Raw genomic sequence first — 26,619 nt, forward strand, 5'->3', positions numbered from 1 at the left:
GGTCAGAGGGCGCGCATGCGGTTGTTGCGGGGGTTGTGCTCCACCTCGGCGAGCCCGAGCTCCTCGAGCAGCGGCGGGAGGTACATGCCGACCCGGCCGCGGTAGCCCTTGCGCAGGCCGTACCAGCCGCCGACCGGGTTGGACTCGGACCGCCCCCACGCCTCGACGGTGCCCTCCTTGGCGGGCTTCTGCTCGTCGGCCGCGCCCAAGGGCACCCAGTCGCCCTGCTCGCGGAGCCACGCGTGCATGTCGTCGACGACGCGGGCGTCGTAGATCAGGCGGGTCGAGCCCACCCGGCAGACGAGCTGGGGCGGGTCGGCCTCCTCGTCGCGGTACATCGAGTACGCCGACGTGCCGGGCGGGGTGCTGAGGCCCCAGGGGTCGTCCTTCGTGCCGCCGCCGCTCATGGCTCCTTTGTACTCCCGCGACAGGCGCCCGCGTCAGGACCGCGTCAAGAACCCATCAGGATCCCGGCCGGCACGCAGCGCCCTCCGAGGGTGCGGGGGTGTCATGGAGATGTGGACGACGACTGGCTGACGACCCATCGAACCCTCACCCGGTGGCTGGCGGTGCTGGTCCCGGTGGCGGTCGGAGCGCTGCTCGGGCTGCTGCGCGCCGGCATGGAGACGAGCACGGCAGCCATGGTGCTCGTCCTCACTGTCGTCGCATCCGCGGCGACCGGTGACCGGGTGGCCGGCATGGTCGCCGCCCTTGCCGCCGCCACGTCGTTCGACTTCTTCCTCACCGAGCCCTACCACTCGCTGTCGATCGTCCACCGCGACGACCTGGAGCTGGCCGGCGCCCTCGTCGTCGTCGGTCTCGCCGTCACGGAGATCGCGCTGTGGGGCCGCCGCCAGCAGCAGGAGGCGCAGCGCCGGGAGGGCTACCTCGGCGGACTGGCGCAGCTGCTCGACCTGCCGCACGGGACGAGCAGCTCCGCCCGGGCGGGCCAGATCGCCGGTGCCGTGACGACCGTCCTCGGCGCCGACAGGTGCGAGTGGGTGCCCGGTCTGCCCGGGTCCGACGACGCGGTCGTCGAGGCCGGGGGCGTGGTCACACGGGCCGGCCGACAGGTTCCCGTCGAGCGGACCGGTCTGCCGACGGACGCCTTCACGGCCGTGCCGGTGCGCCGGCGGGGCGAGGTGGTCGGGCACTTCCGGGTCGTGACGTCCACGCACGTGGTGCGGCCCACCGTCGAGCAGCGCCGCGTCGCAGCCCTGCTCGCCGACCGGATGGTCGAGGAGGCCGTGACGCAGACTGCGAGCCAAGCGGGCCACACCCCTGAAAGCACGAAAGCCGCGGCCCGCCACCGAGGAGGGGATGGCGGGACGCGGCACGCGACACAGGAGAACGCGCGGACCGGCGTCATTGACGGACCGCGCGCAACCCTTGAAGAACCTAGGTGCCGGAACAGGTCCGTGGGGTAAAGACTGTGTCAGGAAATGCTGGGATCGGGCTGAAAGGCCGGGCAGCCGCGGAGTCCCGCGGAGTCCCGTGGAGTCCCGTGGAGTCCCGCGGAATCAGTCGGCGTGGGACCGCAGCCAGGCGATGTCCGCCGCCTGGCCCTCGAGGCCACCCGGCGTCTCGCACACCACCGGCGCCCTGGCCGCCCGGATCACCCCGGCGAGCGCCTCTGCGGCGATGTGTCCCGAACCGAAGTTGGTGTGCCGGTCGGCGCCGGAGTCGAACTCGTCGCGCGAGTCGTTGGCGTGGACGAGGTCGATGCGGCCGGTGATGGCACGCACCTCGTCGACGACGGTGCCGAGGTCGTTGCCGCCGGCGTGGGCGTGGCAGGTGTCGAGGCAGAAACCGACCTGGTCGCTGCCGGACGCCGAGCCGATGGCGTCCCACAGCCGGGCGATCGCCTCGAGGCGGCGGGCCATCGCGTTGTCGCCGCCGGCGGTGTTCTCGATGAGCAGCGGCACGGGCAGGTCGAGCCCGTCGATGCACTTGCGCCAGTTGTCGAAGCCCTTGGCGGCGTCCTCGTCGACGCCGAGGTGACCGCCGTGCACGATGACGCCCTTGGCGCCGATCTCACCGGCGGCCGTCAGGTGCTGCTGTAGCAGCTTGCGGCCGGGGATGCGGATGCGGTTGTTGAGGCTCGCGACGTTGATCGGGTAGGGCGCGTGCACGTAGAGGTCGATGCCCGCGGCCTCGGCGTCGACCTTGAGCGCGGCCGCGCCACCGGCGTACCGGATGACGGGGCCCTTGTAGCTCTGCGGGTCGCCGAGGAAGAGCTGCGAGAGCGAGGCCCCACGCGCCTTCGCCTCGGCGATCGGGTCCTCCTGGTCGACGTGCGCACCGATGTGTAGAGCCATGCCCCGAGCGTATGCCGTGGGCCCGACAGGAGATCTCGCGACCTTTCCGCCCGGCGGTGTCGAAGGAGGCGGAGCCCGCTCGACGTAGGGACATGACGACGACAACCGAGACCCAGACGGCCCAGCCGCCCACCATCGGCGCCACCTCCGCCCCCGCCAGCACGCCGTCGCGCCGCCAGTGGCTCGCCCTCGGTGTCCTCGCGCTGACCGCGCTGCTGCTGTCGCTCGATGTCAGCGTGCTCTACCTCGCGCTTCCCGAGCTGTCGGCAGACCTCGGCGCGAGCACGACCCAGCAGCTGTGGATGCTCGACATCTACAGCTTCGTGCTGGCCGGCTTCCTCGTGACGATGGGCGCTGTGGGCGACCGCATCGGTCGCAAGCGCCTCCTGCTCGGCGGCGCCGTCGCGTTCGGTGTCGCGAGCGCGGCAGCGGCCTATGCCACCAGCCCCGGCCAGCTGATCTTCTGGCGGGCCGTGCTCGGGATCGCCGGTGCCACCCTGACGCCCTCGACGATGGGCCTGATCCGCACGATCTTCAGCGACGAGAAGCAGATGATGACCGCGATCGGCGTCTGGTACTCGTGCTTCATGGGCGGCATGGCCGTCGGCCCCCTCGTCGGCGGCGTGCTGCTCGCCCACTTCTGGTGGGGCTCGGCGTTCCTGCTCGGCGTGCCGTTCATGGTGCTGCTCGTCGTCGTGGGCCGCCGGGTGCTGCCCGAGTCCGAGCGTCACGCCGGCACCAGGGTCGACGTCGCCAGCTCGGTGCTCTCGCTCGCCACGACCCTGCCGGTGATCTACGGCTTCAAGGAGATCGCCCGCGGCGGCAACACGACCGTCGCGCTGAGCACGGGCAGCGTGGGGCTCGCGATGGCGATCGTCTTCGTCCGCCGTCAGCGTCGCATCGCCAACCCGCTCGTCGACCTGGCCCTCTTCCGCAGCCGTGCGTTCTCGACGGCCCTCGCGATCATGCTCGTCGGTGGCGTCGTGATGGCCGGTGTCTCCTTCCTCGGCTCGCAGTGGCTGCAGCTCGTCGCGGGTCTCTCGCCCCTCGGTGCCGGCCTGTGGATGCTCCCGGCCAACATCGCGCTGCTGCTCGGCTCGTCGACCTCCGCCCGGATCGCGGCTCGCCTCGGCACCGCCCGCAGCATGGCTTTCGGCCTGCTCGTCTGCGCAGCCGGTCTCACGCTCTACACGCAGGTCGGTGCGGCCTCCGGTCTCGGGCTGCTCGTCTTCGGGATGTGCCTGACGTCGTTCGGGATCATGGTCCCCTCCACGTTGACGATGGGCGTCATGATGCAGTCCGCGCCGCCCGAGCGGGCCGGCTCGGTCGCTTCGATGTCCGAGACCTCGGCCGAGTTCGGCATCGCCGTCGGCGTCGCGGGCCTCGGCTCCCTCGCGACGTTCGTCTACCGCGGTCAGCTCGGGCCGTATGCCGCAGGGCACGTCTCCGACACCACGACGGCTGCGCTCGACTCCCTCGCCGGCGCCGTGCAGGCCGCGTCGACCCTGCCGGCCGCGGCCGCCCGTGAGCTCGTCGCCGCAGCCGAGGCCGCGTTCTCGACGAGTCTCGACGTCGTCGCCGGTGTCGGTGCAGCGATGTTCGTCGTGTGCGCCGTGGCCGCCCTGCGGGTGTTGCGCAACCGCTGACCGGGAGGGCCGTCCGGAATCTGGAGTCCTTGCATAAGCAACCCTTATGCAGTCAATAATGTCTGCATGAGTTCTTCCCGCTTCCCCGCCGTGGTCGACGACGTCACCGTCCGGCTGATCGCGGCTGTCGTCCTCGTCGTCGGCGTCATTGCCCTGGCCACCTCGCAGTGGTGGCTCTATGCCGTCCTCGCCGTCGACTTCTCCCTGCGGGCAGCGCTCGGGCCCCAGGCCAGTCCGGTCGCCCGGCTCGTGCAGCGGTGGATCCGACCTGCCGTGGCCGCCCCGAAGCGCCCGACGGCCGGTCCGCCCAAGCGGTTCGCGGCGACCATCGGTGCTGTCATGACGGTCGCCGCGACCGTGCTCTGGATCGTCGGCCTGGCATCCGGTTCGTCCGTCGCGGCCGCCTGGGTCATCGGCATCGGCGCCGTGATGGTCGTCTTCCCGGCGCTCGAGTCGATCTTCGGCATCTGCGTCGGCTGCCTCGTGTTCTCCGGCCTCATGCGCATCGGGCTCGTGCCCGAGGAGGTCTGCCTCGAGTGCGCCGACATCACGAAGCGACGCGAGCGTCTCCTCGCCGAGCGGGCAGCGGCGGCCTGAACCGGCTCAGCCGGCAGCAGCGCGCAGCTTCCCGAGAAGCGGGCCCGCCGCCTCATCCAGGAAGCGCTCCTGCGCGTCCCCACCGATCTGGACGAGTGCGACGTCGGTGAAGCCTGCCTCCCACCACGCGCGTACGGCCTCGACGATCGTGTCCAGGTCGGGGCCGCAGGGGATCGACGACGCCACGTCGTCCGGTCGCACGAACTGCGTGGCGCCCGCGAAGCCCTTGGGTGTCGGTAGGTCGGCGTTGACCGACCAGCCGCCGCCGAACCAGCGGAACTGGTCGTGGGCACGCTTGACCGCCGTGGCCTCGTCGGGGTCCCAGCAGATCGGGATCTGACCGATGGCGCGCGCGTCAGCACCCACCCGGGGGGCGCCGTCGGTGCGGTTCCACTCCGAGACGAGGTCGGCCGAGGGCTCGACGGCGATCATGTGGTCGGCGAGCGGGGCGAGGCGCTCGATCGAGGCGTCGCCGCTCACGGCCACGGCGATCGGCACGGTGAGATCGGGCAGGTCCCAGATGCGGGCGGAGTCGACGTCGAAGTACTCGCCGTGGTGGGTCACGAGGTCGCCGGAGTGCAGCCGGCGGATGACCTCGATGGCCTCGCGCAGCATCTCCTGCCGGGTCTCGACACCAGGCCAGCCCTCGCCGACGACGTGCTCGTTGAGGCTCTCGCCGCTGCCCAGCCCCAGGGTGAACCGGCCGTCGGCGAGCAGCTGGAGGGTCGCGGCCTTCTGCGCCACGACGGCGGGGTGGTAGCGCATCGTCGGGCAGGTCACGTAGGTGATGAGCTCGACCCGCTCGGTGGCCTGGGCGACTGCTCCGAGCACGGCCCACGCGTACGGGGCGTGGCCCTGCTCGGTGAGCCACGGTGAGAAGTGGTCGCTGCTCACCGCGAAGTCGAAGCCGGCCTGCTCGGCGCCGACGGCCCAGCGGACGAGGTCCTTGGGGCCGCTCTGCTCGGTCATCAGGGTGTATCCGAAGTTCGTCACCTTGGCGACGTACCCGGTCGACCGGGTCTGTCACGTCCAACCTTTGTCCACAGTTGTGGACGGGCTGTGGATGTCAGTCGGCCGGGTGGCGCGCGAGGAACGTGCGGATCGCCTCGCGCGGGCGGTCGCGCAGCTCGGGGCCGTGGGTGAACGCCGCGACGTCGTAGTCGAGGTCGCCGAGCAGGTGCGCGGTGCGCTGGGTCATGCGGAAGTCGGTGCAGAACGACTTGACCGGCCACCGCAGGCCGCGGACGTTGAAGATCGCGTCGCCGGTGATGAGCAGCCTCGAGTCCTCGTGCAGCAGCGAGACGTGGCCGGGCGAGTGGCCGGGGGTGTGCACGACGCGCAGCCCGCCGGCGATCGGGAGCACCTCGCCGTCGGTCATCTCGTGCTCCACGGGCACCGGCTCGAAGTCGCGCCCGGCGCGCGAGAATCGGTCGACGAGGCGGCCGAGCAGGAAGCTGCGGTCGCGAGGGGGTGAGGACCCCTCGTTCGCGTATGCCGCGTCGTCGTGGTGCAGCGTGAAGGCGCGGCCCGTCTCGCGGGCCACGTGTGCCGCACCACCCGCGTGGTCGGGGTGCGCGTGCGTCAGCAGCAACCGCGTGACGTCGGAGGGCGCCGAACCGATCACCGCCAGCGCTGCCATCACCTTCGGCCCCGAGCTCTTGACGCCCATGTCGACGAGGGTCACCTGGCCGTCGTCGTCGCGCAGGATGAAGCCGTTGACGAAGTCGCGCACGAGAGGGATGCGCCAGACGTTCGGTGCGAGCTGGACGACGAGAGCCCTGGCCATGGGCCGACGATAGCCGCGCAGCGGGCCATCGGCAGGTGAGAGAACCCGGGGGTCTTCGGGTAGGGGCGGAAGGAGGCGGCGGACGTCGCCGGCACCCCGACCCACCGCCCGCGAGGCGGCACCAGGAGGACGACGTGAGCAAGCGAGTGGCATTCCTCGTCGCGAGCGAGGGCATCGAGCAGGTCGAGCTGACCGACCCGTGGAAGGCCGTGACCGACGCCGGGCACGAGGCCGTCCTCGTCAGCGCCGAGGCAGGCGAGGTCCAGATGTTCAACCACCTCGACAAGGGCGACACGAAGCCGGTCGACGTGACGGTCGCGGACGCGAAGGCCGACGACTTCGACGCGCTGGTGCTGCCCGGCGGCGTCGCCAACCCCGACAACCTGCGTACGCAGCCTGACGCCGTCGCGTTCGCGCGCGACTTCGTGGCGTCGGGCAAGCCGGTGGCGGCGATCTGCCACGCACCGTGGACGCTCGTCGAGGCGGACGTGCTCAAGGGGCGGCGGCTCACGTCGTGGCCGAGCCTGCAGACCGACATCCGCAACGCCGGTGGCGACTGGGTCGACGAGTCGCTCGTCGTCGACGGCAACCTCATCACCAGCCGCAAGCCCGACGACCTGCCCGACTTCTGCGGCGCCGTCGTGGAGGCGCTCGAGCACGGGGCGGCGGCCAGGTCGGCCTGACGGCCGGCACCCGCTCCGCTCAGCCGAAACCGTTGCGCGCCAGCGGGTGCAGCAGCTCTCGCTCCTCGTACGCCAGGTGTGACAGGAGCGTGTCGGTGAGCAGGTCGAGGGCGCGCTCGATCTCGTCGAGCGCGCCCTCGCCCGCCTGGCCGTAGCCGTCGGTGCCGACCAGACCGACGAGCGCCTCGTCGACCTGCTCGAGCACGTCGGCGATGACGTGGTGCTCCTGCTCGAGCCGGTCGATGACCGGCCCCAGGTCCGGCTCGGCGCGGCGCAGGTGGACGAAGATGCTGCGGTCCTCGAGGGTGTGGTGTCCGGTGACGAGCCGGCAGTAGGTCTCGCAGTAGGCCCCGAGCGTCCAGTTGTTCTGGCGCATGGCCATCGTGTTGAGGACCGACCGTGCAGCACCCGTCGACAGCGAGCCGCGACGCACCTGCCCGACGATGTCGCGCAGCTGCGCGAGCTCGCCACGCAGGTGGTCGTGCACGTCGACGAGGTGCTGCGGCACCGCCTGCTCGGCCGACGAGTACGCCGCGTCGTCGGGCTTCGCGGTCACCGGCCGGTCGTCCTCGCGCCAGGGCCGCTCGGCGCTGAGACGAGCGCCGTCGTCGGGGGTGGCGCGCACCGTGAGCGGGCTGCGGGAGTCGGCGGCACGCGTACCCGAGGTGACCGTTGCGGACGGTGCCGTGGGCGCCGACCTCGGCGCGGATCCGTCGGCGCGGTGGGCACGCTCGGTGCCGACGAGCTCACGCACCGCGGGTGCGACCTCACCAGCGAAGCGGCGAAGCACGTCGGGGTCGTCGGTGCCGAGGACGTAGGTGCTCATGCCGGCCGTGAGGCTCAGCCCGGCGAGCTGCTCGGCCCAGTCGCGGGCCGTGCCGCGCAGGAACCCGCTGCCCGCGCCGAACTGGCCGAAGACGTTGTACATCCGGCGGATCGCCTGCGGGCCTCGTCCGGCGCTCTCGGCGGCCACGTCGATGGCGTTGTTGAGCGCAGGGAGGGCGTCGGGCTCGGCATAGCCCTGGCTCGGCAGCCAGCCGTCGGCGAGCCGCCCGGTGACGCGGAGCATCCGCGGCTTGTAGGCGCCGAGCCAGATCTCGACCGGGTGCACCGGGAACGGCCCGGCGTGCATCCCCTTGACCGAGTAGTGCTCACCCTCGAGGGTGACCGAGCGAGCACCGGGTTGTGCGGGGTCCTGGCCCCAGGTGGCGCGGATGATGTGGATCGCCTCGACGAGCGCGTCCACGGCCTGCTTCGGACTCCGGCGCTCGCCTCCCGCGGCGACGATGGCGTCCCAGAAGGCACCGGTGCCGAGGCCGAGCTCGGCCCGACCGCCGCTGATGACGTCTAGCGTGGCCACCGCCTTGGCGAGGCCGACCGGCGGGCGCAGCGGCAGGTTGGCGACGTTCGCCGCGACGCGCACCGACGTCGTGCGCGCAGCGACCGCCGTGAGCAGGGTCGAGGTGTCGAGGTGCTTCGCGTTGTACGGGTGGTCCTGCACCGTGAAGAGGTCGAGGCCCAGGACGTCGGCGAGCTGCGCCAGCTCGAGCGTCTCGTGGACGCGTGAGGCGTCCGGGCTCGCGAACACCCCGAACTGCAGCTCGTGCCCGTAGTCCATGCCGTCAGCGTGGCATACGCTCCCGTCCATGACCGGGGACGACGCTGCCGTCGAGGCGCTGCGCGCCCTCATTCGCATCCCCACGGTGTCCGACTGGGACGCCGAGAAGGAGGACCGCTCCGCCTTCGACACGCTGCTCACCGAGCTGCGTCAGCGCTTCCCCCGGCTGCACGACGTGTGCGAGGTGTCGCGGATCTGTGGCGATGCCCTTCTCGTGCGGTGGCCGGGGCGCACTCGCGAGGCTCCGGTCGTGCTCATGGCGCACCTCGACGTCGTGCCTGTGGACGACCCGTCGGTGTGGTCACACCCGCCCTTCTCCGGCGAGCTCGTCGACGGGTTCATCTGGGGCCGTGGGGCGCTCGACTGCAAGGGCTCGCTCGTCGCGACGTGTGCTGCCGTCGAGGGGCTCATCGACGACGGAGTCGTGCCGGGACGTGACGTCTGGCTGTCGTTCGGCTGCAACGAGGAGGTGTCCGGGCGCGCCGCCAAGGACGCCGTGGCGCTCCTCCGCGAGAGGGGCGTCGAGCCGTGGTTCGTCATCGACGAGGGCGGTGCGATCGTCCGGGGGGCGCTCCCCGGCGTCGACGCGCCGATGGCGGTCATCGGCGTGTCCGAGAAGGGCACGGTCGACGTCGAGCTGGTCGCCCGCGGCGACGGCGGGCACGCCTCCGCGCCGCGCCGGATGGGCGCGACCGCGCGACTGGCTCGTGCCATCCTGCGCCTCGAGCGAAAGCCGTTCCCGAGCCACCTCCCCGACGCCACCGTCGAGATGCTCGTGCGCGCGGGCGCCCATGCCCGTATGCCGTATGCCGCCGTGTTCGGCAACGCGCGGCTGCTGCGTCCGCTGCTCTGCCGGGTGCTGCCCCGCCTCGGGCACGAGACGGCGGCACTGACGCGGACGACCGTCGCCGTGACGCAGCTGACCGGCTCGCCGGGGGCGAACGTCATCGCCGCGACCGCTCGGGCCCACGTCAACATGCGCGTCATGGTGGGGGAGACGGTCGACGGGGCGATCGAACGGGTTCGCCGCACCGTCAAGGACCCTCAGGTCGAGGTGAGCCTCGTCAGCGGCGACGAACCCAGCCCCGTGTCGCCGGCGGACGACACGGCATACGCCCTCCTGGAGTCGACCCTGACGGACGTCTTCCCGGGCACGGTCGCGGTGCCCTACGTGATGCTCGCGGCGACGGACTCGCGGCACTTCCACCGTGTCTGGCCGCGCGTCTACCGGTTCACGCCGTTCCGGATGACGGCTGGGCAGCGGGCCTCGATCCACGGCGTGGACGAACGCATCGGCGTGGCCGACCTCATCGACGGCATCGCGTGGTACCGCCGCCTCATCGAGCAGCTCTGACTCCCGAAATCCCTGCGCGAGAGAAGGATCCGTATGTCCGACAGCACGGTCGTCTCCGACGCGGCCCGGGCGATGGCCCGCAGCCCGATCACGAAGGTCGTCGGTTTCCTCATCTGCGTCGAGCTCGCGAGCGGCGTGCTCCAGGGCTACTACACGCCGATCTTCACCGACATCGCCCGGCACCTGTCGATCAAGGACGCCGACGTCAACTGGTTCGAGGCGGCGCAGCTCATCGTGTCGGCCCTCGTCGTGCCGCTCCTCGCGCGCCTCGGTGACCTCATCGGCCACCGCAAGGTGCTGCTCCTGTCGACGGTCGTCACCGCGGTGGCCTCGTGGGGCGTCGCGTTCGCGCCGAACTTCGGTACGTTCCTCGTCGCTTGGGCGATCCAGGGCTTCTACGTGGTGTGGCTGCCGATGGAGGTGGCGATCATCCACCGCCGCACCGGCGGGGCGGAGAGTCGCGTCCGTGGCGCCGCCGGACTGCTCGTCGCGGGGCTCGAGCTGGGCGTCATCGCCGGCGCCCTGACGAGTGGTGCGCTGGCCGAGTCGCTCGGCATGACAGGGCTGCTCGCGCTGCCCGCCATCGTCGTCACGCTGGCCTTCGTCGCGATCTGGTTCGGCGTCGAGGACGCTCCCGCGCTGGGTGAGGGCCGCGTCCACTGGCGCGCCTTCGCGCTGCTGACCGTGGCCCTGGGGTTCGTCATGGCGGGCCTGGTCATGGTGCGAATCCAGGGTCCCGGGAACGTGTGGCCATGGGTTGTCATGCTGCTCGGGGCCGTCACCTTCGTGCCGTACGCGCGCATGGAGCTCCGGTGCGCGTGGCCGCTCGTCGACCTCCGCATCCTGTCGACCCCCGGCCAGTGGCCGGTCCAGGCGACGGCCTTCCTCTTCGGCGTCTCGGTGCTCGGCGCCCAGATCCCGTTGTCGACGTTCGCACGCACCGACCCCGCGGTGACCGGCTACGGGCTCGGGGCAAGCGCCGGCCGGGTGTCGATCATCATCGGCGGCTACGTCCTGTCCCTCGCAGTCGGCGCGCTGCTGCTGCACGTGCTGGCTCGTCGCGTCGGCACCCGCATCGCCATGGTCGTGGCAGCGGTGCTCGTGGGCGTGGGCTACCTGCTGTTCCTGCCGTTCCACGACACCCTCACCCAGACCATGACCAACATGGTGGTCGCCGGGCTCGGGTCGGGAGCGCTCGTGGCCGGCCTGCCGACCGCTGCCGCGGCCCAGGCGCCACCGACCCACACGGGCCTGACGACGGGCATGACGAACACGACGAAGATGATCGGCGGCGCCTTCGCCTCCAGCGTCTTCGCCATCGCGCTGGCCTCGACGGGGTCCGTCGACGCGGAGGCGACGGCGCACGCGTCGCTCTCGGGCTACATGACCGTGTGGGCGATCTGCGGCGTCACCGCGCTGGTGGCTGCCGTCTTCCTCGCTGTCGTGCACGCGTCCATGAGCAGGGTCGACGTCGGTCCCTGACAAGTGTCGCCCCCCGGTGGTGTGATGGGGCCATGCAGATGCCGAAGCACAGCGACGAGGCCAAGGCCCACTTCCGGTCCCTCGTCCACGAGGCGCCCGGCGTCGAGGTCAAGCCGATGTTCGGTAGCCTCGGCGCCTTCGTCAACGGCAACATGTTCGCGGGGCTCTTCCGCGAGAACGTCGGCGTCAAGCTCGACCCGACCGGGCTCGAGGAGCTGCGTGCGCTGCCCGGCAGCGGGCCGTTCGGTCCGGCCGAACGGCCGATGGGCGGCTACCTTTCGCTGCCCGCCGACCTCGACGACGATGCCCGCGCCGCGTGGGTCGACCGCGCCCGCGACCACGTGGCGACGCTGCCGCCCAAGGTCAAGAAGCCGAAGAAGTAGGGCTCGTGCCATCCACTGAGGATCGTGCGCGCGACGAGCTGCGCGAGCTCATCGGCGTCGACGACTCCGTCGAGCTGCGGCCCATGTTCGGCGCGCTCGCAGCGCTCGTCGACGGCCACGTGTTCGCGGTGGCGATGGGTGAGCAGATCGGCGTCAAGCTCGGTCGTGATGCCTTGGCAGAGCTCGGCGCCATGCCTGGCTCGGAGACGCTGATGATGGGCAGTCGCCAGATGAAGGCCTACCGAAGCCTCCCCTCGCGTATGCCGTCGGCCGAGCGGCTCGCCTGGCTGCTCCGGGCACGTGACCACGTCTCCAGCCAGCACCGCTGAGGACTCGGCCGGCGAAAACCATTGGCGCGCAGTCGCGTCGACGGGCGATCCTTGGGATGCACAGGGTGGGCAAGCAGCCGAGGTGGCGTGCCACACGAGGTCCTGCGCGTCGGACCCACCCACGGATGCAGCGCTCTGTCAAAGCGCCCACTCCAGGTAACGGTGCCCGGCACCAGGGGTTCGAATCCCCGGGGCGTCGTCGGCCGTCTCCCGTCGTGCGTCGCCTTGCGGATCTGTGCCGTGTCGCTCGCGTCACGGGGGCCGGTCCCCGCAGCGCACGTCCGACGGCCGGCGGCGTCCACCAGTCCACCAGACCACCCACGTTCCGAGACGAGCTGACCCGCGAAGGAGGTCGCCCCGATGTCCCTGATGCACTTCACGATCCAGCCGCGCCACTGTGCGCTGCGCTACCGCCAGGGAGTTCTCGAGCAGGTGCTCCCGGCCGGGCGGCACCGTCGCGTGCGCGCGCAGCGGCTCGTCGTCCTCGACCTGCGGGAGCGCCTCATCCAGGTTGCCCCGCAGGAGGTGCTGGCGTCCGACGGGGTGTCGGTGCGGGTCTCCGCCGTCGTGCGCTGGGCGGTCGGCGACCCCGTCGCGTTCGCCGAGGTCGCCGAGGACCCTGCTGCCACGGTGTATCTGGCGGCGCAGGTCGCGCTCCGTGACGCGCTCGCGACTCTGACCGCGGACGACGTCGTGGGTCGGGGCGCCGCACTGCCGACAGCGCGGATCAGCGCTGCGACCGCCGAGGTCGCCCGCCGCGTCGGCGTCGAGGTGGCCGAGGTCGTCGTCAAGGACGTCATCGTGCCGGTCGAGCTGCGTGTTGCTGCCGCAGAGCTGGCGACCGCACGACGTCGCGGGGAGGCCCAGCTCGAGGCCGCCCGCGCTGAGACCGCGGCGCTGCGTTCGCTCGCGAATGGAGCCAAGCTGCTCGACGCGCACCCGGCCCTGGCCCGGCTGCGGCTCGTCCAGTCGGCCCCGCCGGGCACCCGCATCGTGCTCGGTGTCCCCGACGTGGCTGCGCTGGTCGTCGACGACTGAAGGCGCCGCGCCGGTGCCTGCGTCCGCCGCTCCTTGTGCCGTCCCGCCCCGCCTCCGTGCGGGTATGCGTGCACAGGCGCGTGCGCTCCCGACCGGTTCGTGCGGTCGGGAGCGCATCCGCGCGCGGGAGCTCAGGGCAACAGGGCTCAGAACGGCGGGAGGTCGGCGTCTCTGGCTGGGTCAGGGGCGTTGGATCGCGATGGATCAGGTTGTGCCGGCACGGGATCCGCCGGCGGCCCGTTGGCGGGTGGCGGGTCGAGGCCTTCGCGCCAGTTCTGGGGGTAGGTCGTGTATGTCCGGCCGGTGAGGGTGGTCCACTCGAGCCCGTCGCCGGCGACTTGGGTGCTGGTCCAGGTGCCGTCGGTCTTGACGTTGTGGTGGAGCCGGTGCTTGGCGAAGAGATTCCTCGCGGACGTCTCGCCCTGCGGCCACGGGGTCTCGTGGTCGAGGTCGCAGCGGGTGGCGGGGACCTGGCAGTCGGGGCCGCGGCAGGTGCCGTCGACGGCCTGGACGTGCTCGACCATGGTCTTCGTCGGCCGGTAGGCCTTGCCGGGTCTGGTGATCGCGGCCCCGGTGGCGAAGTCGACGGGCAGGGTCTGCCAGACCGAGCCCGGGCGGGTCATGAGCTCGCGGGCGTGGGCGGCGGTGACCCAGCCGTGCCCGGGCAGCTCGCACGCCGCGTCGGAAGCACCGGTGGCGACCTCGAACGGCACGACCAGCCACACCCGTGCCGCGGCATCACCCGAGAACGGCGCCGGCGGAGCGACCGGCTCGTTCTCGATCTCCGGCACGACGGACTTCATCGTCACAGGCTCGTTCTCGATCTCCGCCACGACGGACTTCGTCGTCACCGGTGCGCCGGCATATGCGGGGCTGGCGTTGCTCGTGATCAGGGCGTCGCGGAGCAGGGCGTGGGTGGCCAGATCGCAGCGCAGCTGGTCAAGGGTGCGCGGGTCCCCGCCGCCTCGTGCGGCGCGAGCCTGCGTGTCGAGCCGGTCCAGGATCGCCGCGACCGTGCCCGCGTCGGCCGTGAGGGTCAGGCAGCCCATCCCGTCACCGACCATCCGCCCGAACACGCCACGCCGGGCCTTCGCGTGCGCCCGCCGTTCCTCGGCACCCCGCGCGTCGACCGAGGCGACCGCCCGCGTCAGCCGCGCCGTGAACGTCCGCTGCCCCACCGGGCGCCCGTCCCGCGACGGCGCCAGCACCGCCTCCTCCACAGCCGCGACATCCGCATCCGAGAGCCGCACCGTCTCGGACGCGACCTGCACCGCCCGGTACAACGACGTGCCCCCGGCCCGCAACGCGGCCAGGACACGCCGGTGCCGCCGCGGGGCCGTCGCCAACGCCAGCCGCCGCGACACCTCACCGACCCCGACCCCGGTCGCCAGCGCGATCTCCTCCGCGACGACCCGCTCCGGCGAGACCAACGCCGCCATCCGCACGGCACTGCCACCCCGGGGCAGCGCCTCGACCTGCAGGGCCTGGATCGAGTGCAACGCCCCGTACGCAGCCAGCAGGTCGGCCTCGACCCGCGCCTTGGCCCCCTCGAGCGCCTCGATCTCGCCCATGACCCGCTCGCTCGCCCGCAGCAGACTCTCGGTCTTCGCGACAGAGCGAGACCGCTCGTCCTGCTCACACCGGTGAGCGGTGCCAGCCGGGGCGTACTCCACCTCACCCGCGAAGCGACCCAGCCGCTCCGAGAGGACCGGCCTCAGCGGCGCACCCAACGCCTCCGGGCCGCGCGCCCAGGTCACGTCGATCACCCGCGGCGAACCGCCACCGCGCAGGCCGAAGGAGGCTCGTGACGACGCGACGTACGGCATACGACCCCTCCTCTCGGCAGTGCTTGAACTCCTTCCAGTAGAACAGGTGTTCGACTCGATCGCAAGGGGTCAGTCGAATATGTGGAAAGCGAATTCGGCTGCGCCACAGCCCATCTCGCAAGAACTCGTCGACGCGTCCCAGCCTTCGGGTCGCCGGCGGTCAGGTGCTCGACCTAGGGTCTGGCCCATGGCCAGGAACAGGCTGACGGTGACCGGCACCCCGGTGGGTGACGTCGAGCTCGTCGTCGTGACGCCCGTCGGAACCCGCCGCCACCAGCCCCTACCCCTGCTCGTCGCGCACGACGGACCGGAGTACTCCCGCCGCGCCCATCTCGTCTCCGACCTGCGCAGGGCCACCGGGGCCGGCCGCATCCCGCCCACCCGCGTCGCCCTGCTCGAGCCCGGGGCGCGCAACGAGCGCTACGCCGCCAACCCCGACTGGGCCGACGCGCTCGCCCGGCACGTGCTGCCGACCATCGAGACGGCATACGCCCTCGCAGGCAGGCCCACCCTCATGGGGGCGAGCCTCGGGGCGCTCGCGTCGCTGCAGACCGAGTGGCGCCACCCGGGCACGTTCGGCGCCCTGTTCCTCCAGTCGGGGTCCTTCTTCCGCAAGCGCGTCGACGACGAGGAGGACTTCGAGTTCTGGGACCGTGTCACGGCGTTCGTCGCGGGCGTGCGCCGGGCCCGCAGGCGCCGCACCGACGCGCGCATCGTCATGACGTGCAACCTCGACGAGGGCAACCTGACCAACAACCGTCAGATGGCCCAGACGCTCGCCGCGACCGGCCACGACGTCGTGCTGCACGAGCTCCCGGGGCGCCACGACTGGCGTGACTGGGAGTCGGCCTTCGACCCCTTCCTGTTGACACTGCTGCAAGGATCGGGGCACCTGAACCGTCGAGCAGGAGAGGCACATGCCGCAGACGCGTAACCACCTGATCGGACTGCTGCTGGGAGCCGAGGAGGACTGGCCGACCGCCTTCGAGGAGCTGATGAAGCTGGTCGGCCCGATCACGACCGACGACGGCGTGACGCACGAGCTGACGAGTGAACGGCTCACCATCGAGCCCTTCGACCTGCGCCAGCCCGTCCGTACCGAGCTCGTCATCGACCGCCTCGCCTACTGGTACTACCACCCGCGTGAGTGGCTCAAGAAGGCCGCGCTGATGAACGACACCTACCTGCTCAACAGCCCCTTCACGTTCCAGTCGATGGAGAAGCACAGCGCCTACGTGGCCCTGATGCGGCTGGGGCTCAAGGTCCCTGAGACCTGGCTCGTCCCGTACAAGAACCCCGTGGACAACGTGCGATGGGCCTACACCAGCGCGAAGTACAACCGGCCATTCGACCTCAAGCGGATCGCCGACAACCTCGGCTACCCGATGTACATGAAGCCCTTCGACGGTGGCGGGTGGCGCGGGGTCTCGCGCATCAATGACGAGAAGGACCTCGTCAAGGCCTACGACGAGTCCGGCGAGATGCTCATGCACCTCCAGTCGACCATCGAGTACGACCACTTCGCCCGGGCCCTGTCGATCGGTCCCGAGACGATGGTCATGGACTTCCGCCCCGAGCAGCCGATGCACAACAGGTATGCCGTGAGCTACGACTTCCTGCAGCCCTCCGCCGGGCGCCAGGCAGCCGCGATAAGCCGCATCGTCAACGCGATGTTCGGCTGGGAGTTCAACTCGTGCGAGATGCTCGTCAAGGGCGACGACGTCTACCCCATCGACTACGCCAACGCGTGCCCCGACGTCGCGGTCACCTCCCTGCACTACTACTTCCCGTGGGCCATCAAGGCGCTGGTGCGCTGGTCGGCCTACTGCGTGATCACGGGTCGACGCGGCCCGATGGACCTCGAGATGCGCCGCTACTTCGACGTCGCCGACCGCGACGACCTGAGCGACGAGCAGAAGCTCGACGGCTACATCGCCATCGCCGACGAGTACTTCGAGACCGACAAGTACTGGGCCTGGTGCGAGCGATACGTGCCGCACCTCGACGCAGCGGTGCTCGAGTGGGTCCAGTCCGACGCGTTCGAGAACCTGCTCCGAGCCACGGTCGTGACGACCTACCCGGCGCACGAGCGTGACAAGTTCATGGCCCACTTCGGCGGCCTGCTCGGCCTCTGGGTCAAGGACGAGAAGGCCCGGCTCGGGGTCTCCTGAGGCGGGTCGGCGGCCCGGCCGCTACTGCCAGAACGCGTCGTTGAGGGCGGTGTCCTCGAAGTACTGACGCGCCTCGACCACCTGCCCGCCGCGCAGCGTGAACACGATCACCGACTGCTGGTCGAGCGTGTTCGCGTCGCGCGACGCCCGGTTGTGGCTCATCGCGAGGGTGTGCTGGTCACCGCCGACCACGTCCTCGAGGTCGACCTTCAGGCTGCCTCCCGACCGGGTCATCAGCTCGCCGAAGAAGGTGAGTATGCCGTCGCGTCCCTCTTTCGCTCCCGAGAGGGGGCCGGTGCCCGGCACGTGCCACACCGCGTCCTCGGTGAACAGGTCGTTGAGTGTCGCCATGTCCCCGGCGCTGAAAGCCGCGAAACCCCGTCGCACGACCTCGATGTCCTCTGTTGCGCCCATGTCCAGCTCCTCTCGCCACCCCCCGGTACTACGTGAACCAAGCAACGCTATTCCTGCGCTGCGAGGGTGTCCACGAGCCGGGTCGACTGGTGCCGGAATGTCCTAGCCGAGCGCCCCGCCGAGGCCCACGACGAGGTTGATCGTCGAGGCGATGACGATGGTGCCGTAGAGGTAGGCGAGCATCGTGTGACCCAGTACGACGCGCCGGATGTCGGAGCTCTTCAGGTCGGTGTCGGAGACCTGGTAGGCCATGCCGAGGTTGAACGAGAAGTACGCGAAGTCCGAGAACGTCGGGTCGTCGTCCTGGTTGAAGTCGATCGGCAGGCGCGGGCTCGCGTAGTAGACCCGGGCGTAGCGCAGCACGTACACGGTGTGCACGCAGAGCCAGCCCACCGCGACGGCGCCGACACCCACGAGGGCGTCGACGAGCGCCTCGCTGCCGCGCTCACGCCCACCGACGAGCAGGATGCCGACACCGGCGAGGCTCGCCAGGCCGACGAGGATGACGACGACGTCGTACCAGGCCGCATCGCCGTCACGGCCCTGGACCTTCTCGCGGGTCGCGGGGGCATCGTGCCCGAGGATGTGGAGCAGCAGCGGGAGGGCGAAGGTGAGGCCGCCGACGACGAAGCCGGCGAGGCCGTGCACGAGGAAGGCGCGGCCGGGCCCGGCCGCGGCCGCGATGGGGGCGAGGACGCCGGCGAGCACGCCGACGATGGCCGCGATGGCGAGGCGGCGCCGGATGGTGGGCACGCTCCGGAGGCTACCGCCGCGACCGCGTCCGCGGCTGGACCCCTGCTGAAGGATGGCTGGTGGTCCGCTGGGTGCAGGGTGCGGGTATGTCATCGGTCGGTCGAGCTGCTGCCCGTCCACCCCTCATGCCCCGAGTCCCTAGGATCCGCACATGTCAGACGCTCCCGGCGCTCGCCGCACCCTCACCGTCGTCTACAACCCGGTGAAGGTCGAGGACGTCGAGTCGGCCAAGGAGCTGGTGGCCAAGGCCGCCGCGCGCCACGGGTGGGAGGACCCGTCGTGGATCGAGACGACGGCCGAGGAGACGGGCGAGATGCAGGGACGTGAGGCGGTGCGGTCCGGTGCCCAGGTCGTCGCCTCGCTCGGCGGCGACGGGACGGTGCGTGCCGTCGCGACGGCCCTCGTCGGCACGGACGTGGCACTCGGCCTCCTGCCCGGTGGCACGGGCAACCTGCTGGCCCGCAACCTCGGCCTGCCCATCGACTCCCTCGAGCACGCCGTCGACGTGATGATGGGCGGCAGCGACCGCCGCATCGACGTCGGCCTGGTCCGCAGCGGCGACAGCCTCTCGGCGATCGGGGCCGGGTCGCGCACCAGCGCAGGGCCACGGTCCGATGAGCCTCGCCATGACGACGAGGACGTCTTCCTCGTGATGACCGGTCTCGGCTTCGACGGAGAGGTCATGGCCGACACCAACGAGAAGGTCAAGGCCGTGGTCGGTTGGGCCGCCTACGTCGGCTCGGCAGCCAAGAAGCTGTTCGGCCGGGGGTTCGGCGTCGAGGTCGCCTCGACGGGCGCCTCAGGCGTCACCGGTCACGAGGGCGACCACGACCGCGAGCACGACGAGCCCAGCGGGGCCGTCAGGCGCCACGCCCGCACGGTCGTCGTCGGCAACTGCGGCACCCTCCAGGGCGGCATCGAGCTCATGCCCGATGCCAAGGTCGACGACGGCGTGCTCGACGCGGTCGTCATCGCGCCGAAGGGTGCCATCGGCTGGGTCTCGGTCGCCGCCGACGTCGTGAGCCGCCACCACGCGGGGCACGCCCGCCTCGACCGGCTCCGGGGGCGCGAGTTCACCATCGTCGCAAGCAATCCCGTCGAGACCGAGATCGACGGCGACCCGATCGGCGCCCGACAGGCACTCGCCGTGCGGGTACTGCCCGAATCGCTGGTGGTGCGCGTTGGTTGACCGCCACGGACTCGTTGCCCGACCCGCGGGACGCGGACGCAGGCTGCTCAAGGCCGTCGGGTTCGGGCTCGCCTTCGCCGTGCCCGTGACGGCGCTGGCGTTCGTGGTGCGGGAGAAGTTCCTGCCCGTCATCCAGCTCGACGAGCGCCTCATCGTGGCCGCCACCGACATCACCCGCGACAACCCCTGGTTCCGCACCGCGCTGCTCGTCTGGCAGGAGGCGACCCAGCCGAGGTGGGTCTACATCGTCGCCTCCGGCGTGTGCCTCCTCCTGTGGCGCCGGCACCGCGAGCTGGCCACGCGGTGCCTGTGGGCCTTCATCACGATGATGGTGGCCTGGAACCTCCAGCTCGTGCTCAAGGAGGTGGTCCAGCGCGCCCGTCCCGTGGTCAGCGACCCCGTCTCGCACGCCCCCGGCTACAGCTTCCCGTCCGGACACGTCGCCAACGCGGCCGCCATCGCCGCGGTGCTGACGATCCTGTTGTGGCCGGTGCTGTCGGCGAACGCCCGCCGATGGCTCGTTGCCGGCCTCACGGCATACGTCGTCATCACCGCACTCGACCGGGTCTTCCTCGGCGTGCACTACCCCTCAGACGTCCTGGCCGGTGTGCTCTTCGGCATCGGCCTGGGCACGGCGTCCTACGTCGGATACCTCGGGTGGAACCCCCAGAGCCCGGACGCTGCCCCTCCTCCCGAGGGCAGGTCCGGTCCCGAGCAAGCGAAAGGCAACTCGTGAACAACACCTTCGTCCACCGCTACGAGATCGACTCGTCCCGGCCGACCGCCGGGTCGGCCCTGCGCGATTTCGCGCTGCGGGTGTTCGCCCCGGCGCTCGTCCTCTTCGCGCTCATCACCGGCTTCGGCTTCCTCATCACGGGCCCGTTCGGCGGGATGCCGTGGGAGGAGGACATCAGCCGCTCCGTCGCCAGTGGCCGCACCGAGCTGTGGAACTCCATCACCATGGTGTGGTCGCACATCGGCAACACCGAGATCATCATCGGGGTCTGCGTCATCGCCGTGGCCGTGATCTGGTGGCGCACCAAGCAGTGGTGGTACGCCGTCGTCCCGGCCATCGCGATCGCGATGCAGGCCAGCGTGTTCGTGGCCGCCACGACGATCGCCGACCGGCCGCGCCCGAAGGTCGCGCACCTCGACCCCGCGCCGCCCACGTCGAGCTATCCCAGCGGTCACGTCGGGGCGTCCACGGCGCTCTACCTGACCTTCGCGCTCATGGCCCAGCGCATCGAGCGGGCGTGGCTGCGCCGTCTCGTCACCGTCGTGTGCGCCGTCATCCCGTTCCTCGTGGCGTACGCCCGCCTCTACCGCGGCATGCACCACCTCGTCGACATCCTCGTGGGGGCGATCAACGGCACCGTCTGCGCGCTCCTCGCGTGGCACTACCTGCGCCGCCGCACCGACAGCGGCCGGGTGGGCGCGAAGGCACGCGAGGCGGTCTCGCGCTGACCAAAGCGTCGCCCCTGTCGTCACCCGACGCGTATGCCGTCCAGGCAGGCCGATGGCCGGGAACCTTCGTGGTTCCCGGCCATCGGCGTCCCGTCCCTCAGGCCGGTGAGCCGGGGAGCACCTGCCACGGGCGCGTGAGCCACCCGAAGGCGAGGATGATCCCGCGGCGCGGAGTCGTCGCCGAGTCGACGACGGGTCGCTGTGCGCGTCGCGTCCGGCGACCGAGGTCGGCGGTGCGCTGACGGGCGACGGCCTCGTTCAGGTATGTCGTGTTCATGGTGCCCTCCTGCACTCGTGATGCGTATGGACACAGAGCAGGTGGGGGCCGTCCTGATGCACGACGGACGACAACAGCCCGAAACCGGCCCGGATGGGGCCGGTTTCGGGCTGTTTGTCGGTGCCCTGCTGAGGCTCAGACCCGGGCGTGTCGGGCCCGGCCGAAGCTGTAGACGCCGAACGCGATGAGGCCGAGGGCCACGAGAGCGAGCAGCACCGGGCCGCCGGGCGCGCCGAGCAGGTTGCGCAGGGCGCCGTCGAGACCGCGGGCCTCGCTCGGCTTGTGCCGCACAGCGGCGAGGATGAACAGGCCGCCCACGATCGCCAGCGCGATGCCCTTGGCGATGTAGCCGAAGCGACCGGCCTTGACGATCCACGGGCTCGGGTGCGTCTCGAGGTCCTCGAGGAACTTCTTCTTCCAGCCCTTGACGACGTGGTAGACGCCGACACCGATGATGGCCAAACCGACCGCGCCGACGAGCCACGTGCCGGCGGGCTGCTTCATCAGGGACGCCGTGAAGTCGGCAGACTGGCTCTTGCTCGACGTTCCGCTGCCGGTCGCGAACTTGAAGGCGCTCCACGCCAGGACGAGGTAGACGACAGCCTTGGCTGCCGCCTTGAGGCGGTCGCTCGTCTCGAAGCCGCCTGAGATCGCCTCGGTGACCTGCCAGATCGCCAGGCCGAGCCAGGCGATGACGGCGACCCAGAGGACGAAGACGCCGAAGCCGTTCTGTGCCATCGAGCCCAGCGCACCGGACTGGTCTGCGCTGGAGCCCTTGGACCCGAAGGCGAGCCTCAGCGCGATCGCGCCGATGACGATGTGGAGCACGCCGTTGACGGCGTAGCCGATCCGTGCGGCCGTCTCGAGCGCCGGGTGGTCACCCGCGCGCCGTGAGGCGGCCTTGACGTCTGTGGAGTCCATGCACGTGTCCTGTCGGTCGAGGGGTCCCCGTGAGCATTGGAGAACATACCCACGTGGGACCCTTCACCGGCACGTTCGGTCCGACGCGGTTCACGCGGGCCGCAGGTGACGACGCCGCCGGTGCCACCGTGAGCGGGGCCCGGACTCTGGAACGGCAGTTGCAGACGGCGCCGTCGGTGCCGCTGTCGGGTCGGCCCACGGGTCGGGGCGGCGCAGCCGGGCCTGCTCGGCGCGGCGGCGCAGGTCGGCCTCGCGCTCGACGAGGAGGGCGCTGATGATGTGTGGAGAAAGCATGGGTCCGAGTCCTTCGAGGTCGGGTGTGCGACCTGTCCAGCGTCGTTCTGAGGCGGGCTCGACCACATCGGGACAACGGCGTAACCCCGGACGGTCGAGGTGCTGCCGTGCGCCTGAGGTAGCCCTAGGGGTGCTGACCGGCCGCGCCGTCGCCGGCCGGCAGCCCGAGCACCCGCAGGATCTCGGGCCACGCGAGACGGCCCAGCTCGCGGTCCGCGTCGTCGGTGCCGCCGCGGGCCATGCGCTGGCCGCCGGCGACCACCTGCTCGCCGGGCAGGACGACCCGGTGGCCTGCGCGGGGGTGCGTGACGACGGTGGTCGGCAGGGCGTACGCCGTCCGGCGCGCCTCGACGGCCCGCGCGGACTCGACGGCCGGCCAGACCTGGTCGTCCCCTCCGGCGACGAGCAGCACGTCACCGAAGAACCGCTCGACGGGGATCGTCGCGGCAGGCACGCGGTCGGCGGCCGTGAGCAGGCTCCGGGCGTAGACGGACGCGAACGCCGGTGGGTCGCCGACCGGCTGCGCGTCGTCGTCGTAGGGAACGAACGGCACGGGGCTCCCTCCCCGGCTCCAGGACGAGTGCTGTGGTCGCAGCTCTCCGTCGGGCCCGGGCCCGACGTTGGCCCAGGCCACGTGGCTGGGCGCCAGCGCGACGACGGCGTCGACGCGCGGGTCGTCGGCGGCATACAGCAGGAACCCCTCGGCGGTCTTCGACGAGCCGAGCAGGACCACCCGGTCGCACTCGGCGGCGAGCCCCTCCACCGAGGCGCCGAAGGCCTCGAGGGGGTACTCCCAGATGGCCGCGGGCTGGCCCGCGCCGCCGAACCAGCCGTGCGTCAGGGCGGCCGAGACCCCGGCGGACGCGATCAGGCGCGCCCGGTCGGTCTCGACCCGGCCACTCGAACCGGAGAGCACGAGCACTCCCGTCCCGTTGCCACCGTGCGCGGGGGTGACGATCACGCCGTCGTGGTCGACGGGCCGGGTTCGCAGATCCACCACCCCAACCTACCGATGGTGGCAGCATTGGCCCATGCCCGACTACTCGCACACCGAGACCGTGAATGCCTCTCCCGCAGCGGTCTTCGCCATCCTCGACGACGTCACCCGGGCGCCCGAGTGGCTCAAGCGGTGCACGCAGCTCGACAACCTCTCCGGAGGGCCGACTGCGGTGGGCACGCGCCTCAAGTACCACTACAAGGACGGCAGCCGCACCGGCGTCATGGACGGCTCGGTCGTCGCGCGCGAGCAGGACCGCAAGCTGACCAACCGCTTCACCGACAAGATGATGGACGTCACCGTCGACTTCGACGTGGCTCCCGGTGCGACACCCGACCAGACCACGCTCACGCACACCATCACCATCGACACCAAGGGTTTCGGCAAGGTGTTCACGCCGATGATCAAGCGCCAGCTGCCGGGCCAGACGACGGGCGCGATGGCCGAGCTCAAGCGGCTGGCCGAGTCCGGCGCCTGACCCCGGACGACGGCAGGCGGCTCAGCCGCCGAGTCGCTCGAAGCCGGTGACCGTGAGCACGGCGGCGCCCGCCTCGTCGCTCGCTGCCAGGTCGACGACGGCCGTGATACCCCAGTCCTTGTCGTCGTCCGGGTCGACGACGACCTGGCGCAGCCGCCACTCGCCGGGCACCTTCTCGACCTGCAGCAGCGCCGGGGAGCGGGCGCCCTGGTCGGTGGCGATCGCGTCGTGGTCGTCGTAGTAGGCGCCGAGGGCGTCGTTCCACGCCTGCGCGTCCATCGCCACCTTCTGCGGCGGGTCGGTGAGCTCGGCGATGCGCGCCTCCAGCTCGCCGAGCGCCTCCCACTCGTCGCGGGCGGCGAGCTCGACACGGTGGAACATCGCGTTGCGGATCATCACCGTGAACGCGCGCTCGTTCGCTGTCACGGGCCGCGCGGGCGGCGCGACGTCGGCCGTCGCGAGCACCGCCTCGGCGGGGTTGACGAGGTCCTCCCACTCGTCGAGCAGGCTCGAGTCGGTCTGGCGCACCAGCTCGCCGAGCCACTCGATGACGTCCTCGAGCTCCTCGTTGCGGTGGCTCTCGGGCACCGTGCGACGCAACGCCCGGTACGCGTCGGTCAGATAGCGCAGGACGAGCCCCTCGGAGCGGGAGAGGCCGTAGTACGAGACGAACTCGTTGAACGTCATGCCGCGCTCGTACATCTCGCGCACGACGGCCTTGGGGGAGAGGGCGTCGGGTGAGATCCACGGGTGGGTGTGCCGGTATGCCGCCAGGGTGACCTCGAGCAGGTCGGCGAGCGGCTTGGGCCAGGAGACCTCCTCGAGCCGCTCCATCCGCTCCTCGTACTCGACGCCGTCGAGCTTCATCGCCGCGACCGCCTCGCCGCGTGCCTTGAACTCCTGGGCCCACAGCACCTGGCGCGGGTCCTCGAGGATCGCCTCGATGACGGACACGAGGTCGCGGGCGTAGGTGTCGGACTCGGGGTCGAGGGTGTCCATCACGGCGAGGGCGAAGGGTGCGAGCGGCTGGTTGAGGGCGAAGTCGCGCTGGAGGTCGATCGTCAGGGCGTGGCGCCGGCCGGACGACTCGGCGGTGGCGAGCCGCTCGACGACGCCTGACGTGAGCAGCTCCTTGGCGAGCACCAGCGCGTGCCGCTGCAGCCGGCGCTGGTCCTTGACCTCGTGGTGGTTGTCGGAGAACAACCGGACGGCATGGGCCACCGGGTTGCCTTCTCGGGCGAGGAGGTTGACGAGCATCGAGTGAGAGACGCGAAGGCGCGGCTGCAACGGCTCGGGCTCGGCGGCGATGAGCCGCTCGAAGGTCTCCTCGGACCAGCTGACGAAGCCGTCGGGCGCCTTCTTGCGCTGGACCTTGCGCTGCTTCCTGGGGTCGTCGCCTGCCTTCTCGACGGCGCGCAGGTTGTCGATGACGTGCTCGGGCGCCTGCGCAACGACCCAGCCGCGGGCGTCGAAGCCGGCGCGGCCCGCCCGGCCGACGATCTGGTGGAACTCACGCGCCTTGAGGGTGCGCTGCTTCGTGCCGTCGAACTTCGTCAGGCCGGTGAGCAGGACGGTGCGGATGGGCACGTTGATGCCGACGCCGAGGGTGTCGGTGCCGCAGATGACCTTGAGCAGCCCGTCCTGGGCGAGCTGCTCGACGAGGCGGCGGTACTTGGGCAGCATCCCGGCGTGGTGGACGCCGATGCCGTGGCGCACGAGCCGCGAGAGGGTGCGGCCGAAGCCGGACCCGAACCGGAAGGCGCCGATGCGCTGGGCAATGGCCTCGCGCTCCTCGCGCGTCGTGATCTTGACGGCCATCAGGCTCTGCGCCCGCTCGAGCGCGGCCGCCTGGGTGAAGTGCACGACGTAGACGGGGGCGCGGTCCTTCTCGAGCAGCTCCTCGATGGTCTCGTGGAGGGGCGTGACGGCATACGAGAACTCGAGGGGGACGGGCCGCTCGGTGCCGGTGATGACGCCCGTCGAGCGCCCGGTGCGCCGGGTCAGGTCGTCGCGGAACATCGTGACGTCGCCGAGCGTCGCCGACATGAGGACGAACTGCGCCTGCGGCAGCTCGAGGATCGGCACCTGCCAGGCCCAGCCCCGATCGGGCTCGGAGTAGAAGTGGAACTCGTCCATCACGACAAGCCCGATGTCGGCCGAGCTGCCTTCTCGTAGAGCGAGATTGGCGAGGATCTCGGCGGTGCAGCAGATGATCGGCGCGTCGGCGTTCACCGACGCGTCGCCGGTGATCATGCCGACGTTGTCGGCGCCGAACTGCTCGCAGAGCGCGAAGAACTTCTCCGACACGAGCGCCTTGATCGGCGCCGTGTAGAACGACACGCGGTCCTCGGCGAGGGCGGTGAAGTGGGCGGCGGTCGCCACGAGCGACTTCCCCGAACCGGTGGGCGTCGAGAGGATGAGGTTGCTGCCGCTCAGCACCTCGAGGAACGCCTCCTCCTGGTGCCTGTAGAGCGTGAGCCCCCGCTCGGTGGTCCAGGCGGTGAAGATCTCGTAGAGCCCGTCGGGGTCGGGGTCCCGTGGGATGCGCTCGCTGAGGTTCTTCGTCACCACGCGAGTATGCCGTCGCTGCCGCGAGTCGGC

At 71.2% G+C, this 26,619-nt stretch carries 28 protein-coding genes; 15 read left to right on the forward strand and 13 right to left on the reverse strand.

The window, feature by feature from the left end:
* Positions 1–2: 2 nt before the first annotated feature.
* Complete coding sequence (locus AB4091_RS08445; RefSeq protein ID WP_442291286.1) at positions 3–407, reverse strand: DUF6855 family protein; 405 nt, start codon at positions 405–407, stop codon at positions 3–5.
* Positions 408–518: 111 nt separating this feature from the next.
* Here AB4091_RS08445 and AB4091_RS08450 point away from each other — a divergent pair, with 111 nt between their 5' ends.
* Complete coding sequence (locus AB4091_RS08450; RefSeq protein ID WP_442291287.1) at positions 519–1,427, forward strand: DUF4118 domain-containing protein; 909 nt, start codon at positions 519–521, stop codon at positions 1,425–1,427.
* A 93-nt stretch (positions 1,428–1,520) separates the two neighbouring features.
* Here the strand turns inward: AB4091_RS08450 and AB4091_RS08455 are convergent, their stop codons facing one another.
* Entirely contained in the window at positions 1,521–2,318 is a 798-nt protein-coding gene (locus tag AB4091_RS08455) for a deoxyribonuclease IV (protein ID WP_442291288.1), read from the reverse strand.
* A gap of 92 nt (positions 2,319–2,410) precedes the next feature.
* Between AB4091_RS08455 and AB4091_RS08460 the strand changes: the two genes are divergently transcribed.
* Positions 2,411–3,964, forward strand: coding sequence for an MFS transporter (locus AB4091_RS08460; protein WP_442291289.1), 1,554 nt, complete (start codon positions 2,411–2,413; stop codon positions 3,962–3,964).
* A gap of 66 nt (positions 3,965–4,030) precedes the next feature.
* Entirely contained in the window at positions 4,031–4,561 is a 531-nt protein-coding gene (locus AB4091_RS08465) for a DUF4395 domain-containing protein (protein ID WP_442291290.1), read from the forward strand.
* Between the two features lie 6 nt (positions 4,562–4,567).
* Here the strand turns inward: AB4091_RS08465 and AB4091_RS08470 are convergent, their stop codons facing one another.
* Positions 4,568–5,554, reverse strand: coding sequence for an LLM class F420-dependent oxidoreductase (locus AB4091_RS08470; RefSeq protein ID WP_442291291.1), 987 nt, complete (start codon positions 5,552–5,554; stop codon positions 4,568–4,570).
* Between the two features lie 73 nt (positions 5,555–5,627).
* Positions 5,628–6,347 (reverse strand): MBL fold metallo-hydrolase, encoded by a 720-nt coding sequence (locus AB4091_RS08475; protein WP_442291292.1) that lies wholly within the window; start codon positions 6,345–6,347, stop codon positions 5,628–5,630.
* Between the two features lie 134 nt (positions 6,348–6,481).
* Between AB4091_RS08475 and AB4091_RS08480 the strand changes: the two genes are divergently transcribed.
* Complete coding sequence (locus AB4091_RS08480; protein WP_442291293.1) at positions 6,482–7,030, forward strand: type 1 glutamine amidotransferase domain-containing protein; 549 nt, start codon at positions 6,482–6,484, stop codon at positions 7,028–7,030.
* Between the two features lie 19 nt (positions 7,031–7,049).
* Here AB4091_RS08480 and AB4091_RS08485 read toward each other — a convergent pair whose 3' ends face one another.
* Positions 7,050–8,648 (reverse strand): LLM class flavin-dependent oxidoreductase, encoded by a 1,599-nt coding sequence (locus AB4091_RS08485; protein ID WP_442291294.1) that lies wholly within the window; start codon positions 8,646–8,648, stop codon positions 7,050–7,052.
* 28 nt (positions 8,649–8,676) lie between these two features.
* Between AB4091_RS08485 and AB4091_RS08490 the strand changes: the two genes are divergently transcribed.
* From AB4091_RS08490 to AB4091_RS08510, 5 genes are all read left to right on the forward strand, one after another.
* Positions 8,677–10,002 carry a M20/M25/M40 family metallo-hydrolase gene (locus AB4091_RS08490; protein WP_442291295.1) on the forward strand — a complete coding sequence of 442 codons (1,326 nt, stop codon included), beginning with the start codon at positions 8,677–8,679 and terminating at the stop codon, positions 10,000–10,002.
* A 33-nt stretch (positions 10,003–10,035) separates the two neighbouring features.
* Positions 10,036–11,484 (forward strand): MFS transporter, encoded by a 1,449-nt coding sequence (locus AB4091_RS08495; RefSeq protein ID WP_442291296.1) that lies wholly within the window; start codon positions 10,036–10,038, stop codon positions 11,482–11,484.
* Between the two features lie 32 nt (positions 11,485–11,516).
* Positions 11,517–11,867 (forward strand): TfoX/Sxy family protein, encoded by a 351-nt coding sequence (locus AB4091_RS08500; RefSeq protein ID WP_442291297.1) that lies wholly within the window; start codon positions 11,517–11,519, stop codon positions 11,865–11,867.
* 5 nt (positions 11,868–11,872) lie between these two features.
* On the forward strand, positions 11,873–12,196 hold the full coding sequence (locus tag AB4091_RS08505; protein WP_442291298.1) for a TfoX/Sxy family protein: 324 nt from the start codon (positions 11,873–11,875) through the stop codon (positions 12,194–12,196).
* A 360-nt stretch (positions 12,197–12,556) separates the two neighbouring features.
* Positions 12,557–13,234, forward strand: a complete 678-nt coding sequence (locus AB4091_RS08510; RefSeq protein WP_442291299.1) for an SPFH domain-containing protein — start codon at positions 12,557–12,559, stop codon at positions 13,232–13,234.
* Positions 13,235–13,380: 146 nt separating this feature from the next.
* On the opposite strand, the gene AB4091_RS08515 is transcribed toward AB4091_RS08510, so the two are convergent.
* Entirely contained in the window at positions 13,381–15,060 is a 1,680-nt protein-coding gene (locus AB4091_RS08515) for an HNH endonuclease signature motif containing protein (RefSeq protein ID WP_442291300.1), read from the reverse strand.
* Positions 15,061–15,247: 187 nt separating this feature from the next.
* On the opposite strand from AB4091_RS08515, the gene AB4091_RS08520 reads away from it, so the two are divergent.
* Positions 15,248–15,994 (forward strand): alpha/beta hydrolase, encoded by a 747-nt coding sequence (locus AB4091_RS08520; protein ID WP_442291301.1) that lies wholly within the window; start codon positions 15,248–15,250, stop codon positions 15,992–15,994.
* Positions 15,978–17,231, forward strand: a complete 1,254-nt coding sequence (locus AB4091_RS08525; protein WP_442291302.1) for an ATP-grasp domain-containing protein — start codon at positions 15,978–15,980, stop codon at positions 17,229–17,231. The genes AB4091_RS08520 and AB4091_RS08525 overlap by 17 nt, the downstream gene beginning before the upstream one ends.
* A gap of 21 nt (positions 17,232–17,252) precedes the next feature.
* On the opposite strand, the gene AB4091_RS08530 is transcribed toward AB4091_RS08525, so the two are convergent.
* Together AB4091_RS08530 and AB4091_RS08535 are read right to left on the reverse strand one after the other, a co-directional pair.
* On the reverse strand, positions 17,253–17,645 hold the full coding sequence (locus AB4091_RS08530; RefSeq protein ID WP_442291303.1) for a nuclear transport factor 2 family protein: 393 nt from the start codon (positions 17,643–17,645) through the stop codon (positions 17,253–17,255).
* A 102-nt stretch (positions 17,646–17,747) separates the two neighbouring features.
* The gene (locus AB4091_RS08535; RefSeq protein WP_442291304.1) at positions 17,748–18,398 is read right to left on the reverse strand and encodes a DUF1345 domain-containing protein; all 651 of its coding nucleotides are present in this window, start codon (positions 18,396–18,398) and stop codon (positions 17,748–17,750) included.
* A 151-nt stretch (positions 18,399–18,549) separates the two neighbouring features.
* On the opposite strand from AB4091_RS08535, the gene AB4091_RS08540 reads away from it, so the two are divergent.
* From AB4091_RS08540 to AB4091_RS08550, 3 genes are read left to right on the forward strand one after another with little or no spacing between them, the layout of a single operon-like run.
* The gene (locus AB4091_RS08540; protein WP_442291305.1) at positions 18,550–19,587 is read left to right on the forward strand and encodes a diacylglycerol/lipid kinase family protein; all 1,038 of its coding nucleotides are present in this window, start codon (positions 18,550–18,552) and stop codon (positions 19,585–19,587) included.
* Complete coding sequence (locus AB4091_RS08545) at positions 19,580–20,323, forward strand: phosphatase PAP2 family protein (protein WP_442291306.1); 744 nt, start codon at positions 19,580–19,582, stop codon at positions 20,321–20,323. The genes AB4091_RS08540 and AB4091_RS08545 overlap by 8 nt, the downstream gene beginning before the upstream one ends.
* Positions 20,320–21,051: a phosphatase PAP2 family protein gene (locus tag AB4091_RS08550; protein WP_442291307.1), complete on the forward strand. Its 732-nt coding sequence runs from the start codon at positions 20,320–20,322 to the stop codon at positions 21,049–21,051. The genes AB4091_RS08545 and AB4091_RS08550 overlap by 4 nt, the downstream gene beginning before the upstream one ends.
* Before the next feature lie 97 nt (positions 21,052–21,148).
* Here the strand turns inward: AB4091_RS08550 and AB4091_RS08555 are convergent, their stop codons facing one another.
* From AB4091_RS08555 to AB4091_RS08570, 4 genes are all read right to left on the reverse strand, one after another.
* Positions 21,149–21,328 carry a hypothetical protein gene (locus AB4091_RS08555; RefSeq protein ID WP_442291308.1) on the reverse strand — a complete coding sequence of 60 codons (180 nt, stop codon included), beginning with the start codon at positions 21,326–21,328 and terminating at the stop codon, positions 21,149–21,151.
* A 135-nt stretch (positions 21,329–21,463) separates the two neighbouring features.
* Positions 21,464–22,249 (reverse strand): DUF1206 domain-containing protein, encoded by a 786-nt coding sequence (locus AB4091_RS08560; RefSeq protein WP_442291309.1) that lies wholly within the window; start codon positions 22,247–22,249, stop codon positions 21,464–21,466.
* 90 nt (positions 22,250–22,339) lie between these two features.
* Positions 22,340–22,543, reverse strand: a complete 204-nt coding sequence (locus AB4091_RS08565) for a hypothetical protein (protein ID WP_442291310.1) — start codon at positions 22,541–22,543, stop codon at positions 22,340–22,342.
* A gap of 124 nt (positions 22,544–22,667) precedes the next feature.
* Positions 22,668–23,540 (reverse strand): acyl-CoA thioester hydrolase/BAAT C-terminal domain-containing protein, encoded by an 873-nt coding sequence (locus AB4091_RS08570; protein WP_442291311.1) that lies wholly within the window; start codon positions 23,538–23,540, stop codon positions 22,668–22,670.
* Positions 23,541–23,574: 34 nt separating this feature from the next.
* On the opposite strand from AB4091_RS08570, the gene AB4091_RS08575 reads away from it, so the two are divergent.
* The gene (locus AB4091_RS08575) at positions 23,575–24,018 is read left to right on the forward strand and encodes an SRPBCC family protein (RefSeq protein ID WP_442291312.1); all 444 of its coding nucleotides are present in this window, start codon (positions 23,575–23,577) and stop codon (positions 24,016–24,018) included.
* 21 nt (positions 24,019–24,039) lie between these two features.
* Here the strand turns inward: AB4091_RS08575 and AB4091_RS08580 are convergent, their stop codons facing one another.
* On the reverse strand, positions 24,040–26,589 hold the full coding sequence (locus AB4091_RS08580) for a DEAD/DEAH box helicase (protein ID WP_442291313.1): 2,550 nt from the start codon (positions 26,587–26,589) through the stop codon (positions 24,040–24,042).
* Positions 26,590–26,619: the final 30 nt, after the last annotated feature.

Origin of the sequence: Terrabacter sp. 2RAF25 (genome assembly GCF_052115265.1) — a bacterium.
Classification (GTDB): Bacteria; Actinomycetota; Actinomycetes; order Actinomycetales; family Dermatophilaceae; genus Terrabacter.

What these genes read in the sequence shown, in the direction of transcription:
- AB4091_RS08445 (WP_442291286.1), bottom strand. Translation starts at nt 407, where the DNA reads ATGAGCGGCGGCGGCACGAAGGACGACCCCTGGGGCCTCAGCACCCCG.
- AB4091_RS08455 (WP_442291288.1), bottom strand. Translation starts at nt 2,318, where the DNA reads ATGGCTCTACACATCGGTGCGCACGTCGACCAGGAGGACCCGATCGCC.
- AB4091_RS08460 (WP_442291289.1), top strand. Translation starts at nt 2,411, where the DNA reads ATGACGACGACAACCGAGACCCAGACGGCCCAGCCGCCCACCATCGGC.
- AB4091_RS08465 (WP_442291290.1), top strand. Translation starts at nt 4,031, where the DNA reads ATGAGTTCTTCCCGCTTCCCCGCCGTGGTCGACGACGTCACCGTCCGG.
- AB4091_RS08475 (WP_442291292.1), bottom strand. Translation starts at nt 6,347, where the DNA reads ATGGCCAGGGCTCTCGTCGTCCAGCTCGCACCGAACGTCTGGCGCATC.
- AB4091_RS08485 (WP_442291294.1), bottom strand. Translation starts at nt 8,648, where the DNA reads ATGGACTACGGGCACGAGCTGCAGTTCGGGGTGTTCGCGAGCCCGGAC.
- AB4091_RS08490 (WP_442291295.1), top strand. Translation starts at nt 8,677, where the DNA reads ATGACCGGGGACGACGCTGCCGTCGAGGCGCTGCGCGCCCTCATTCGC.
- AB4091_RS08495 (WP_442291296.1), top strand. Translation starts at nt 10,036, where the DNA reads ATGTCCGACAGCACGGTCGTCTCCGACGCGGCCCGGGCGATGGCCCGC.
- AB4091_RS08500 (WP_442291297.1), top strand. Translation starts at nt 11,517, where the DNA reads ATGCAGATGCCGAAGCACAGCGACGAGGCCAAGGCCCACTTCCGGTCC.
- AB4091_RS08510 (WP_442291299.1), top strand. Translation starts at nt 12,557, where the DNA reads ATGTCCCTGATGCACTTCACGATCCAGCCGCGCCACTGTGCGCTGCGC.
- AB4091_RS08515 (WP_442291300.1), bottom strand. Translation starts at nt 15,060, where the DNA reads ATGCCGTACGTCGCGTCGTCACGAGCCTCCTTCGGCCTGCGCGGTGGC.
- AB4091_RS08520 (WP_442291301.1), top strand. Translation starts at nt 15,248, where the DNA reads ATGGCCAGGAACAGGCTGACGGTGACCGGCACCCCGGTGGGTGACGTC.
- AB4091_RS08525 (WP_442291302.1), top strand. Translation starts at nt 15,978, where the DNA reads ATGCCGCAGACGCGTAACCACCTGATCGGACTGCTGCTGGGAGCCGAG.
- AB4091_RS08530 (WP_442291303.1), bottom strand. Translation starts at nt 17,645, where the DNA reads ATGGGCGCAACAGAGGACATCGAGGTCGTGCGACGGGGTTTCGCGGCT.
- AB4091_RS08540 (WP_442291305.1), top strand. Translation starts at nt 18,550, where the DNA reads ATGTCAGACGCTCCCGGCGCTCGCCGCACCCTCACCGTCGTCTACAAC.
- AB4091_RS08555 (WP_442291308.1), bottom strand. Translation starts at nt 21,328, where the DNA reads ATGAACACGACATACCTGAACGAGGCCGTCGCCCGTCAGCGCACCGCC.
- AB4091_RS08560 (WP_442291309.1), bottom strand. Translation starts at nt 22,249, where the DNA reads ATGGACTCCACAGACGTCAAGGCCGCCTCACGGCGCGCGGGTGACCAC.
- AB4091_RS08565 (WP_442291310.1), bottom strand. Translation starts at nt 22,543, where the DNA reads ATGCTTTCTCCACACATCATCAGCGCCCTCCTCGTCGAGCGCGAGGCC.
- AB4091_RS08575 (WP_442291312.1), top strand. Translation starts at nt 23,575, where the DNA reads ATGCCCGACTACTCGCACACCGAGACCGTGAATGCCTCTCCCGCAGCG.